6 protein-coding genes are annotated in these 14515 nt (G+C 32.2%); all 6 read right to left on the bottom strand.

Going from position 1 to position 14515, the window contains the following annotated elements; all coding sequences use genetic code 11:
* Positions 1-5 precede the first annotated feature (5 nt).
* Positions 6-722, bottom strand: coding sequence for a LolA3 family protein (locus ACFSC2_RS06210; protein ID WP_379816545.1), 717 nt, complete (start codon positions 720-722; stop codon positions 6-8).
* A 9-nt stretch (positions 723-731) separates the two neighbouring features.
* Entirely contained in the window at positions 732-5234 is a 4503-nt protein-coding gene (locus ACFSC2_RS06205; protein WP_379816544.1) for a leucine-rich repeat domain-containing protein, read from the bottom strand.
* A 35-nt stretch (positions 5235-5269) separates the two neighbouring features.
* On the bottom strand, positions 5270-7174 hold the full coding sequence (locus tag ACFSC2_RS06200) for a hypothetical protein (RefSeq protein ID WP_379816543.1): 1905 nt from the start codon (positions 7172-7174) through the stop codon (positions 5270-5272).
* A 396-nt stretch (positions 7175-7570) separates the two neighbouring features.
* A complete protein-coding gene (locus ACFSC2_RS06195; RefSeq protein ID WP_379816542.1) occupies positions 7571-13207 on the bottom strand; it encodes a hypothetical protein in 5637 nt (1878 codons plus the stop codon).
* Positions 13204-13803, bottom strand: coding sequence for a hypothetical protein (locus ACFSC2_RS06190; RefSeq protein WP_379816541.1), 600 nt, complete (start codon positions 13801-13803; stop codon positions 13204-13206). The genes ACFSC2_RS06195 and ACFSC2_RS06190 overlap by 4 nt, the downstream gene beginning before the upstream one ends.
* Positions 13787-14290, bottom strand: coding sequence for an OmpH/Skp family outer membrane protein (locus ACFSC2_RS06185; protein ID WP_379816540.1), 504 nt, complete (start codon positions 14288-14290; stop codon positions 13787-13789). Before ACFSC2_RS06185 ends, ACFSC2_RS06190 begins: the two co-directional genes overlap by 17 nt.
* Positions 14291-14515 lie beyond the last annotated feature (225 nt).

The following is a 14515-nucleotide window of genomic DNA, read 5'->3' as shown; positions in this document are numbered from 1 at the left end:
TGATTTTATTTATTGGAAATGTTTCTTTGATCAATAACTTCGTAACTCTTTAATCTTTCTGCCAGTGTATATTTACTTTTACCAGTTGCAGTAAAATAATTTTTGGTCTTAAATAAATTTTCATTGACCGTTTTTCGATTGAAGTTGGTATTGATGACTTCTAATCTTGGATAATACGATTTTGGATTGCGGTAATCTTTTGAAAAATTAACAGAGGTGTTGTAATAAAAAATAGATTTTTGTAAAAAATATTTTCTTGATATCTGTATTATTATTTTTGAATAGGGAAGGTTCGAAAGATTTTTTGCTGTTAATGTTATCTCCCAATACGTTTTATAATCTTTAAAGGACTCAATTTTACATAAATCCAATAGAGGCTTAATATCAAAATTTCCAAAATAATTTTTAATTGGATCGGCAATTTGTATTGCTTTTTCTGAATTACTAATTTTTAAATTGATAGTTTTTGAGTTTAGTATCTCAGTCTGATCAATTTTCATATATACATCATTATCAGAGTTTTTAATAAACATTCCTTTGTAGGTTTGTTCTATTGTCTTAGATTCTGCACTTGTGTATAAAGAGTAAGTCGAGTTGTATTGAAGCGGCTGAGAAGAGCTGTACTGTTTCCCCATTTTTTCTAAAACATCATTTACTCTTTGGCTGTATCCTATAGTAGCAATTGCTAAAAAACTTATTAGCAGTATTATTTTCTGAAACATAACTTTTTTCTAGTTATTATTAATAAAATTACCTGAACGGGTTTCTTGAATCGTTTTGATTCCTTTTGCAGTTTCTTTCTTGATTCGAACTAAACCTCCTTCATTATCATATTCATAAAAAGTAGAATAATTATTTTCATCAAGTTCAGACATCAGCTTAAAGGTTTCGGCATCATAAACAAACGTTTTTATACTTCCGTCTAGAGGATGTATTCGGATATCATCAAAATATACAGGAATTCCGTCGCTTTTATTTTCAAGCTCAATCCCTATAGTTTTTGTTTCTTCAGGAATTAGAAATTTGCTTGTAATTCTTTGCCAGCCATCAATAATGTCTCCTTTCGGAGCAAAACTTACACTGCCAATCCTATATCTTATATCATTGGTGTCGACATTACTGAAAAACACAACATTAACAACAGCATTTTCATAAGTTTTTAGCTGAATACCAGTTTCTTCTTTAACCCATGCACTTAGCAAATATTCTTTATTAGGTTCTGGCTGAAATGAAAGACAGTCTGAACAGTAGTTTTTGTCAGTTGGAAGTCCACAAGAAAATTCGCTTAATTTTAAGTTATCTGATAAAAATGCTGCATTCTCTAATGTTCCAAGAGAATCAAAGTTTTCATATCCATAAAAATCGAAACGGAAGTCATCGATTTTGTCTCTAGGATATTCAGTTTGACCAAAACTCAATAAATATTTTAATGATGTTCTTAGTACAGGTACCACTCTCGATTCGTCAGTTAAGGCTGTTAAAGTCTGTACATAATTTGGATCTTCATTACGATTTAGTGAACTAGTTGTAGTATTGCTGTCGACATAGAATCCATTAGCTATACCTATCACATATAAGTGAGGTTTGTCAGTATTTGTAAATAGAGTACTTTTTGAATTACTAAATCTAGCCATAGTTTGGTCTCTTAGTGCTTCTACATTGCTGGTTTCACAACCATCTGTAATCATCATAACGACATTCGGTTTTATCACTGAATTTAATGCAATATCTAGTGCTGTCTTCCAATAATCTGAAGAAGCACTAATTCCACTTCCACTTCGATTTCGATAATTATCAATCCAATTGTTGAATTTTTTTAATACGGAAGGATCAGTATTGGTTAATCTTGTTGGTAAAATATTATCAGTTCTCGTATAACCATTATTGTCACTGTCTGCCATTCCTGTTAACGATACATAAATATTAGATTGTAACTTATCATTGTCATCTGCTTGTTGTTGTATATATCTTTTTAACTGTTTTTTGATTTTAGTAGCTTCAGTTAAACTTATTGAACCTGATTCATCTAAAACAATAGCAATATGATTAACACAATATAATCCAGAGCAAAAATCAATATGGTTTACATAACTTTCTATGGTTGTAGATTCAGGTGTATTTAATATTGTCATGATTTCATTAGAGACATATTTATCCAAGTTAAACTCAACAATACGGTTACCTTGAGTGGCTATCTTAACGTCATAATCACTATGGTTTCCAAAAGAAAATGCGATAAAACCCTGTTGAGTATCATGTACGAAATTATATATCGCTGGATTTTCATCTTTAATATAAAAAGCTAAAGCTTTAAGTTCGTCACATTTATAACCATTAGTTATTGTTGCAGCTGGAAGGTTTACTAATTTATTTGCTAATGTTGTAAAAATACTTTTGATTGTATTTGTATTTGGATTATCCTTTGTACAAGATATCTCAGGCTCACAAGATTTGACTATTATTTCCTTATGAAACTCAAACTTACATTCTGTTGATTCATAAGCTTCTGCAAATACTGTATATTTTCCTGGAACGGAAGGGATATATGAATATTCGCCAGTTGTATTTGTTACTTCATTAAGACGTTGAGAAGTCCCTTCTTTTATGGTATACCAATTATAATTTACATTCGTAGAAGTTGTTTCAAAAACGAGATTAATTGGTTCATTGATACAATAACTTTCGTCTATTTCAACAGGGCAGAAATTAACATATCTAACAGCGGAACCTTCAGGACATCCTATTTTACTTTCAGGTACAGTTGACGGGCATTCACAAAGCCAGCAAGTTTGAAAATACTCGTTAGGGTCTGTATATTGGCTAATATCTACACGTATTTTTTCATCATCAATAGTGGTTTCTGGTTCTTCCCCTTCTTCTCCTTCATATAAGTAATAACCATATTGATGACTTGCAATGTAAACATCATATGCTCTGTTCGGAGAAAATGCAAATTCTAAGCTTGTTATTTCGTTTTCATCATTTCTGGTTGTCTTGTAATTATAAATTTTGTCTGCAATACTATTAATAATATATGGTTTTAATTGTTGAAGATCGCTAGGAGAACTGCCTGTTATCTGCTGATCTGATTCGCCATTTAAGGAACGAAGCAATAAATTTTTAACAAGATTCTTAAATGATCCTTTAATTTCTTCTGATTTTAAATTTGTAGCTGTACAAGAATTACAGACAGTAACATACATACTAACACTATGAATAGTAGTATATCCATAGTCATCAGTAATGAATAATTTTACCTTGTTCCAGCCAATTGAATTTAATGTGGGAGAGTAAGTCAAATTAGTGCTTGATTCTATTACTTCATCATTAGAATTTATCAACACCCATTTGTATGATAAGTTTCTTTCAAAATTAAATCTATCAAAAGAGAGATCAGTAGAGTCACCTAGACACATATTGAAGATGTTTCCCTGAATGTAGCCGTCACGATATTGTAACTTATTTATTCCTGTACCTTTTTCAAATTTTAATTCTTTTGTAAATGTAGTTTTACAGCCATCAGCATTTGTTATTTCTAACTCTAATTTACTCTTTGTATCATTTACAATTGTTGTGAAAACTGGACCGGTTTGTGAATCAATCAAATAATTCTCATAATCTAACAATTTCCATTTATATTTTAAATTTGTATTTGTCGTAGAAAAAGAAAAGTTTAAAATTTTATCTAATATTAATTTATCATTGGGATTCAACGTAATCATGCCAGTTTCTTCAGTACAATTGTTTTTGTTTACAGAAATTTTAGCTCGATTTAAAACATTACTGTTGGGATCAAAATTTTCGTTAAATGAAAGACAATAATATATTCCAGTGTGTAAATTAGAATCAAATATTGGTATTGTATAAGTGCGGTTTGTTGCGCCTTTGATTTTAACATCATCTTTATACCATTGATAGGTATCTTCTGGCAGATAACGGTTATCCTCAAACATTGTTAGTTCTAGACTTTGACCATCTTGTCTGCTTAGCGTTTTTCTTGTATCTGTTTCTAATTGAGGATAAAATGAAAAAAAGTAATAACCTTTATTATTGTAATAATTTATATTATCTATAAAATCAATATATCTGAAATTATTTCCTTGTACAGATAAACCTTGACCATATAATCCTTCATGGTTGAACCTTAAATCGGGAAAAGTACCATTAAGTTTGTTATAGCCTAGAGATAGTGTACTCAAATTTTCTAAACCTGTTAAAAACTGGGGCACATTTCCACTAAGATTATTAAACGATAATCCAAGGGATTCTAGTGAAGATAGATTACCTATACTTGTTGGTATAATACTTATTTTATTATTATTAAACCATACATCTTTCAATAAAGTTAAACTTCCTAAAACAGAAATATCTTCAATTTCATTTTCATCCATATTAATGAAGGTCAATGAAGTTAGATTTTGCAAAATTGGAGAAAGTGTGCCTTTAAATTTATTACTATTTAAATCCAGATATTCTAGATTGGGCAAATAACCAAGCACCTCTAAATTTGAAGAAAGCTGCGCGTTCGAAAAGCTAAGAACTTTTAAGCTTTGTAAATCTTGAAAGCTATTAGGTAAGGCATTCTCTATAAAATTATTATTACTTAAATATAATACTTCCATATAAGGATGATTTACGCCTATAGCGGTTAGCCCCCCCGTTAATTGATTATTAGTTAATGATAAAACTCTCAAATTTGGAAGATTAGCAAAACTAGAGGGGATTTGACCACTTAGATTATTCGATTGTAGACTTAATGAAGTAACATGATTATTTTCTACAGTAACTCCCCACCACGTACTTACCGGTGCAACTGTATTCCAATTACTGCTATTATTCCAAGGGCCCTCATTTTGAGTCGCGTTGTACAAATCCATCAATGCATTTCGCTCTTCTACAGGAACATCCTCATCTTGATTTAACATAACTGAAGCAGTTCGGGCAAAACTTGAACTGGAAGTAGTCATTTTTTTACGAGAGGTATAGCTTTCTAATAGTTCAGATTGTTTTTTTCTCATTAACGAATAACGTTTTTGATAAACTGAGTCTTCGAATTTTAACGCATTATCTATCTGTTTTCCAGTTAAGCCTCTCTCTTTTAGAAAGTTTATTGCCTTGGTCTTATTAAAACTATTTGCTTTTTTGCTATCAGCCTGAGCAAAAGAAACCGCTGATAGTAATACCATCACGAAGACGATGATCCAGTCTGCCTTTATTTTAAAAATATTTATCATATTTATTTGTGTTATGCTGTATCTTTCCGAATAAATCATCTGTTTTTTAAAACTTTAATTGTCCCTGTAATTGGGGCACATAAAACATTTATTGTTCCTACTGCATATACAGTTCCACAATCTCCCGCTAAAGGTATAGTATAGTTAAACGTACCAGTTGTAGAAGGTGTTCCGCTTATGGTAACAATATTGGAAGCCCATACTGCATTTACTCCTAAAGGTAACCCTGAAGGAGTTCCGGCTATGTTTGTTATTCCTGTGGTTGAATGAGTAATTGCTGTAAGATTTGTATTGGCATATACAGTTGGGGAAGCAGATGCAGCACTTACAGCACTGTCTGGGTTGATAATTATAATTCCTGTTGCGTATACTGTTGAGCAGCTTCCACTTAAAGGGATAGAGTAATTAAAAACACCAGTTTCAGTTGCCATCCCAGTTATATTAAGATTATTAGCTGTTAACTGGACATTTACTCCAGATGGTAGTCCCGAAGGAGATCCAGATATAGAGGTTATTCCAAATGTTGAATGTGCAACGCCCATTGGTCTATTAATGCAGAAAGTACTCGAAGAATTTGACGAACTAACGAAGCTGCCTGGATTGACAGTTATTGTTCCTGTTGCGTAAACCGTTCCACAATCACCTATTAAAGGAATGGAGTAGTTAAAATTACCAGTGGCAGAGGGTGTTCCGCTGATGGTTACTGTATTTGATGCCCATGAGGCATTTACACCTGAAGGTAATCCTGAAGGTGTTCCTATATTTGTAATTCCTACTGTTGAGTGTGTTATAGTCCCAAGATTAGTATTAACACATACTATTGGTGAATTAGATGCAGTACTTACAGCACTATCTGGATTTATAATTATTGATCCTGTTGCATATATTGTTGAGCAGCTTCCATTTAAAGGTATAGTATAATTAAAAACACCGCTTTCAGTTGCCGTACCAGTTATATTAAGATTATTTGCTGTTAACTGGACATTTACTCCAGATGGTAATCCCGAAGGAGATCCAGATATAGAGGTTATTCCAAATGTTGAATGAGAGATACCCATTGGTCTATTAATACAGAAAGTACGTGGAGAGGGTGATGCGCTAACGAAACTGCCTGGATCCACAGTTATCGTTCCTATTGCATATACAGATCCACAACTGCCAGTTAAAGGGATAGAATAATTATAAACCCCTGTGGTATTTGGAGTCCCATTAATATATATAGTGTTAGAGGTCCAAGAAGCAGTAATACCATCAGGTAATCCAGAAGGTGTTCCTATTCCTGTAGCACTTACAGTTGTATGTGTGATTGTGGGCAATAAAGTATTAACGCAAAGTTTAGGTGAAGAAGAAGCTGGACTGACAGTTTGACGTGGTAAAACTTCAATTAGACCTGAAGCACTAGCACCTCCACCAGCAGTTGAAACACCAACTATATAGTCCCAAAAACCAGTTGTAGTTGGTGTTCCGCTAATGGTTATATTACTTCCAGATTGTACCCCAGTAACACCTGGAGGAAGTCTTGTATATATAGCTGTAGCACTAGCAGAATATGTAATAGGCGTAATAGGCGTATTTAGACATATAGTTTGTCGGTTACTTGAACTGCCTGATGTTAAAGTAATAGTTGGTGCGTTACATCCATCATTAACTACTGTAATAGTTCCTGTTGCTGTAACCGAAGGCCCACTTGGACCTGACAAAGTTATCGTAAAATTATAAGTACCGACAGCTGTAGGTCTTCCACCCATGAAAAGTGAACCTTGACTTACAAAACTTGGTCTTACTCCGTCTGGAAATCCAGAATAAGAAAGGCTATTGTTGGCACCTGTAAGATCGTAATTTATAAATTGAATGTCCCGTCCTAGGCAAACAGTTTGAATGTTTGAACCTGTTGTTCTTAATGTTATTGTATTTTCAAAAACGACTTTGTTGTCATCCACTTTAGTAACACTGTTTGCAGGAGATAATATTCTTGTTTGTATAGTGTCATTAGTCTTAGGAACTCTTTTATTTATAGTATAATTTTCAGATTCTTTTAACTCGTTAAAAAGAGGTATAAAAACAGTATTTTGTGTTCTAGTTTTTATGCTAGAAACAAATTGGGAATCATTTTGATATCTTAAAGATTCAACTTTATTTGTTTTGTTTTTATAAACAGTATCATTATATCGAGTGACTTTTAGATCACCTGCTATTGTTATTGATGAATAGAATATCATAACAAAAGTAATAACCCAGTATTTCTTTATTCTAAAACTTTTTGACATACTTTTTCTATTAATTGACTCGTTTATGAACCAGTTATTTGTTAAATAGTTTTTATTTCTTCCCTAGAATTATTGAGCATTTGTTGTTGCAGGTGGACAAAGTATTACTTGTTTTTTTACCACTGCTTTTTTATTTGGGGCTACTCTTAAGCTTTTTCTTCCAGTATGAGATTGCATTGTGGTTACACTTATATCATTCTGTTTTAATTGCGCCTTATAGTCAAAATGAGAAGCTTTGTCACATTCAGGATTACTGTCATAATCTTCAAATCCATCCGATGCCAATTCGCTGTACTTCGTATTAGAAGCTACGGCTACAGGTAAACGATTATTATAGCCATATAAAGCAGAAGAATAACGATCTAAAGCATCCTTATTTTCTAATTCCTGACCATAAGGATTATATTGGGTAACTTCTGAAGCAAAAGTCCATTTTTTTGAGTTTGATGATGAAACTACCCATTGGTTTCCATCTTTAACATATAATGGATAAAAATCGGCGAAGAAGCCTGTTTTACGAGGAGTCGGATCTTGGGTATAGTTACGCCCTGTTAAGAAAGCATAAGATTTGTTGGCTCTCCAATTTCCAAGTATATTGAATAAATAAGGATTGTAAAAGTTTGCAGCATCAGCATCATCATTACTACTAGTAGTTTTTTCATATTCATATGTTAGTTTCCCTTTTGAGTCAAACACCATTTTAGGTAGATTACACTCACATTGTGAGGGCCAAATTTCATTATAAGTTATTGCAGATGCATTGACAATTCTACTGCTTGAATCTCCAGTTTCAAATGGATTTGATCCTATATTTTCTTTGATACATACAATTTTATTATTTGCATCGTAATTATACAAAGGATTTCGCATAGATGTAACACTTGCCATAGATGCAGTTTGCATGTTGCGATGACCTGAACGAATTACCTTTAGTTTTCCTAATTGATCAATATTTCTAATTAATTTTCCTTCTGAATCGAGGAGTTTAAAATTAATGTTATTAACATCTACAATCCAAGCTTTAGTATCTACTCTGTTGCCATCTGAATCTTTTCCAGTAATAAATACTTCATCACCATTAATTAAGTAATCCGAGGCTTTTGTTGTCTCTGTAAATTTATATCCATTCTCTGATTTTTCAATTCCTGAAGAAAAATCAATATTTTTTGCGGCTTGACTCATTCCGTCATAACTCCAATAGGCAGGAAAATTAAAATTGAAATAATTATCGTCATATTCATTAGTAGTCTGCGTTAATAATACTTCACCAGTTTCTGCATCCCATGCTAAATTTTTTGTTGAAACTATTGAGGTAAGATCTCGTGCAATTTTTTCTACTAGTATACCTGAGCTGTGTATCACTTTTGTGGTAGTAGCTGTCCTAATCCTGTCTTCATGTTGTGAATAACTTGGAATAGGAGTAGGGACAACAACAATTATAATAGTAAATGGAAGAGTTGCAATATTAAAATGAAGACCAGCTGTTGTAGTTTTGGTAGTACTTTCTCTAAAATCATTTATTACATCATAGTCAATTCCAACCATTTTTTCAGCGATTAATCCTTCAGAATCTACGGTTTTTACGGTATTATTTAACCTGCCATTATCTACATTTGCAGTGTTTTCTATTGTACTATAGTTATATTCAACTTCTGAAATAGCTTCAGTCTGACCTTCACCGTACACCTGTTGCTTCTTCATTTTTCCGTCCATATCATTTGTATGTATAGAGAATCCCTGTGACAAGGTAATGTGATTTTTGACATTTAGATTTAAAAGACTGGCCAAAGCAGTTGACGAATCAAAATTTGAGGATAACACAGTACGATCTACAATTGTTGGGAACTCTTTAGAAGTGTAAAATTCAGTTACAACAGATCCTGTTGCATGTTTTTTAACTACCATGTTTTGATTGTTTTCAGTTTTTTGCCTTGATAAGTTTGCCACTTTAACTCTGCTGTAAGTAACTTTTGGATTTGGAAAAAAAGACTCACCTAAAGGTTCTTCTACGTAATTACTACTCTCTGGCCCCAATAAGAGGTCTCTTTTCTTTTTATCATAAAAAGGTTTGATCAGAGGATTTTCTTTAGAGCCTAAAGGTTCGTATGTAGCTACTCCAGATGAATTTCCATTTACGTCATTATAGGTGTAATTCTGCCCATAAGACTGATGATAAAGCTCATTATCATCATTTCCAGTCATTATATTCCATTGATCATGTAATTCAATATTTTTTACACGACTTCCTCCACCAATTTTGTGCCCATTGATATTCATAAGACGAATCCATGATTTTCCAGTAACAAATTTGCTGGCAATTCCATAATTTTTTAATGTACCATTTGGACTTGAAAAAAGTTCTAATAAACCAGACATCGATCCAATCAATTCCATTATAATCCCTTTTGCATCATTTGTGTCTTCTTCGTTTAATTTGTTGTAAACTAGTCTGTTTAGGTTTTGTCGGCCAAAGTTCCATCCTGCTTTCTGTATAGGGTTTGTATCTCTGTCAGATTCTTTACTAAAACCATCGCCCATTCCAACGTATAATATTGGAATTGAAACGTATTTTTTACCATTTGCAGTAAAAAAACCGCAATCTAAAGATTGATTTAGAGTTAGGTAGCCTGTAACATAGTCATATTTATCTGTATTGCCGCCTGGCAATGGGTTTGGGTTGACCATGTTAAGTAAGAATCTAAAATATAACGGGTTTTCTTCTGTTCCGATTGATTTTAGATAAGTTTCTTTAAAGGTTTTACTATCCATGTTTTTGTCTATCTCAACGTACAAATATTCTCCAATAGAACTTTTCTTAATTGATCCATCAATATCATTGATATTGTTTGGAGTTATTCCGCCGCTACCCGCAACTTTGAACATTTGCATTGCTTGCTTGTCTTGAACAAAAGCATAATCATCCGCTTCAAATTTAACCTCAATTTGTCCACCAGATGGTAGTCGGATGGATTTTAGGAGCCAGGATGCAGCATATTGGTCTGCTTTTGAGCGATCAGTTTGATCAATATAGGGATATTCAGAGTTTGATAAATTTCCTGTAGTACTGCCGTTTAAATTTAATGCCGACGGTCTATAATTTCCCCAGACATCATAACCTTTCATGTCATAAGAAGGATTATTAATAGTGTCGTTTTCTAGTTTGTATTCTGGATCAGCAGTACCATCTTTTTTATCTGTTAATTGTTTTGGTGCATATTTAAATATATAGGGAGTAAATTTGCCCATTTTAGAATTTTTATAAGTAAAATAAACTTTAGTTAAAGTTAATTTTCCTCTTTGTCCATCAAATTGACTATTACGTTTTTCTGTATTAATATTGTTATCAATATTTTGGCAGAGACTATAACTATACTCGAAGTGTACCTTTTTAATAGGAATTGGCAATTCTCCTTTATTCATTTTAACTTCATATTCAGGCTTAGAATACAGTGATATACTATCAAGCTTATACATTTTTGAATCATTACCACGGCCTCCATTTTCATCTTCTACTCCATAGCCATCCATTCTCTCTGAAAGATGAAAAAATGCAATATGAGTTTTAGTTGTAATTTTTTTTACATATAAGAGCTCTTTTTCACCATATAAATAATTTCCTCTATTGTCCTTTTTATTAGAACGAAGTCCTTCGTCGTGATTAGCCATATTTTTTTTAAACGGAACTCTCCACTTATATGTTGATTTTGGAGTTTTGTTTTCATACTCAAATGAAGTGTAAGTCCCTAAATCATCGTCCGTAAGACCATCTCCTTTTATATCTTGGTAATCTGGTGATAAAACCGAAGTAAGTAAATAAGAATGCGCATAAGCCGGGGTAGTAATACGATTGAAATATTGGTCTCCTTCGCGATTATTTCTTGTAGAATTGTCTCCTTGCTTATATTTTACTAAACCATTTTTATGATCTATACTATCTTTGCCCACATCGAAAGTAACCTCTTTTTTTACAACATTATAAAGAGCTCTTCCATAGATATAGCGTTCACCTCCTTCTTTTGTTATTTTTATTTCTGAAGTGTGGTGGTCATGTTTTCCTTTAATTGAATACGGACTCAAAAGATTTGAACCATAGCTTCTAGCTTCTGCTCTTGTTAGTTTTTGAATAGATTGATTTCGAGATAAACGTTTTTCGCGTAATAATGCACTAGCTCCAGTAATTTTATTCGCTTCGGAGTTGTCTTTTGCATAATAACTTTGGGAAGTTCTTCTTGAAAATTTACTACCTTCAACGTTTAACTTTATTGGACTATATCCACCTAATTTATCACGTAAAAGATTCAATTCTTGATCAACATGATTACCGCCAATATTTTTAAAAAATACTTTTTCATAATCAGCTCTGTTACCTGTTTTTTTCTCTTTAAATCGACTAAGTGCAGGATTTAAATTTTCCCATACAGATGACTTACTATCTCCTAGAGTTACAGTTGCGTCAACACCTAGGTGAACCCCTCCGCCAGCACCAAATTCTAATCCAAGAGCTCCTCCAGCACTAGCATCGGTAGTTTCATTATCATAAACATAACCTACTTGTGATTTGTAAGGTCGGTACATACCAGAAATGCCTTGGCCTTGAATACTATACAAATCATAAGTATTGTTAGTAATAGGTAATGAAGTTGTATTTTTATTAAAAATTTTGTCTTTTTCTCGATTAAAATCTAAGATATCAGATCTTCCTGCATTATAAGTATTCTCAAAACCATATCCTTTTTCAATTTTATATTTTTCAGAATCTTTGATTCCTTGAGAAGTTACATATCCTCCAAATTTTACTCCTGGTTCAATTCCCCAAACTTCTCCTTCAATATTTACATTAAACATATAGTTAAAAGAAGACATTCCAACTCTCTTGGTTGGTGTAAAGGACGCGTCGATAAACGAAATTGAACCTGATTTTAAATCATCGATTGAGCTGTCCACTTTTTTATTATCTACAGTTTTAGTAAATGATTTACTTGCAGAGGTTTTAAAAGTCATATTTTCCAAGCCTTTTCTACTATTGTAACTTATACCCACACTTGTTCCAAGTTGATAATTACTTTTATCTGAACCTTCAAATTTTTGTCCAAATGAAAGACTTGGGGATACAGAAGCTCCTTCAGAAGCTGAAGATTCTATATTCATTCCTACCGAAAGATTGTTGCTGATTTGATAACTTAAACCTGCACTAGATGTTACAGTCACACCATCGAAATTATTGTATTTAACTGCTAACCCAATACTGGCTTTTGCCTTTGATTCTTTAACTCCAAATGCCGTAGCAAAAACACCAACATTTGCTCCAACTGTAATATTTGGTTTTAAATTATTTTCGTAAATCATTTCATCTCCGTTAAAATCATCAGGTAACCCCCTAAGTTGCCTGGTAATTTGTCCCACATCTAAATTCCATCCTAGACCTACCCATGAAGCTTCTTGATCCATGCTTACTCCAGAGTTGTAAGCAAGATTTAAGGGATAACCTCCAACATCCATTATCGGAATATTGTACGAGAAATCGCCACTTGACAAATCAACCATTTCTGAAGTTCCAATAGGAGTAAAGGACTCAAATTCCGGTTGCGATGGACCTCCAGTCAATGCGTAAATTTGCATTGGCTGCAAAGTTTCTAAAAGAATCATCATTGCTAAATATATAGCAATTGTTTTTTTAAATTTACTTACTTTTTTTTGCTTAATCATAAGGCTAATGGGGTATAGGTATCTTTAAATTTAAATTTTAATGTCCCTTTTCTAAATAGGAAATCATTATATATTAACTGTATTTTTTCATTTGGATCTATTCCTGAAAAGAATAGCAATACACGTTGATAGGGTACAATTTTATATGATCTTTCATAATTAACTCCAGAGCATGAAATAGTATCGTTTTTTGAGGTAACGATGTAAAAATCTTTATCGAGGCCAAAAGACATATACTTAACAGCATCAGTATATTCCATACCTGTAAAATTTTTTGAAAGAAGATCTTTCTCATCTTCCTGCTGGAATGTAAATTCTACGATACGTTCTCTTTTGTTTTCTTCGTATAAGGAGTCAACCGTTCTTAGGCTATCAGTTCCTTTGTTTTTCAATAAATAGTATTGAATAGGCACTTCTGTTGCAATAAAGCCAATGTCTTCAATCTTTTGAGTATAAACACGTGACTTCCAGCCAATTTTCTCAAGGTTGAAATAGCGTTCTCTAATTTCTGTGTCATCGAAATCTTTTGATTTTTTATTGTGACAAGAGATTAATATAAATAAGAAAATAAAAACAACTTTATTCAATGCCTTCATATTTTTTATTTAAATAAGAAAGCAATGCATTTGTCACATCAATTTTTTCATCTGCAGATAAAATGAATGTTCCATTTTGTTCACCAAGGATAAGTTGATAATTGTTTATCTTCGAAAACTCCGTAGAATAAGCTTTTATTCTAATCCAAATTTTTGAAGATTGCTTAGTTGCAAATGATTCATTGAATTTTTCTAATTCTTCTTTTTTCTGAATAAACTGCTCCATTAAAAGCTTTTTTTCAGTAGTATCATTTGGTACTGATTGAAGTTTTGCGTAAAGAGAATCGACCTTTGTTTTAATTAAATTAAATTCTTTTTCTCCGGCTTTTTTAAACTCTTTGGTCATAGTAAAATTTTCAAAGAGTTGTATTGTATTTACGTAAACAATTTTAGATTTTGAGTTGTAATAAATAAATATGAATGAGAATAAAATTGTAATTAACAATATGTTAATTGATAATAATACTGTAGTGGTATTTTTTTTCACAGAATTAATTGGTTAATTTTTTTTAAATAAAATGATTAATTGTTCTTATGTAATTAAATCTAATTGTTGGATCACGTTTTGTTCATAACTTACGCATGACAAAAAATAATGTTAATTTTAGATTTATTAAATCTGTTAATGAACGCCAAATCTAAAACATGCAATTAATAATTCCTTACGGTTTTCCTCATCTAATCCGTTTTTGTTTGGAAATCCCGAAAATTA

It is taken from the genome of Flavobacterium artemisiae (genome assembly GCF_042678225.1).
In the GTDB taxonomy this organism is placed as follows: domain Bacteria; phylum Bacteroidota; class Bacteroidia; order Flavobacteriales; family Flavobacteriaceae; genus Flavobacterium; species Flavobacterium artemisiae.
The sequence above is the reverse complement of the archived record's forward strand: the minus strand, read 5'-3'. Positions and strand labels throughout refer to the sequence as shown.

Coding starts and splice junctions, on each gene's coding strand:
- ACFSC2_RS06210 (WP_379816545.1), bottom strand. CDS start 722: ATGTTTCAGAAAATAATACTGCTAATAAGTTTTTTAGCAATTGCTACT.
- ACFSC2_RS06205 (WP_379816544.1), bottom strand. CDS start 5,234: ATGATAAATATTTTTAAAATAAAGGCAGACTGGATCATCGTCTTCGTG.
- ACFSC2_RS06195 (WP_379816542.1), bottom strand. CDS start 13,207: ATGATTAAGCAAAAAAAAGTAAGTAAATTTAAAAAAACAATTGCTATA.
- ACFSC2_RS06190 (WP_379816541.1), bottom strand. CDS start 13,803: ATGAAGGCATTGAATAAAGTTGTTTTTATTTTCTTATTTATATTAATC.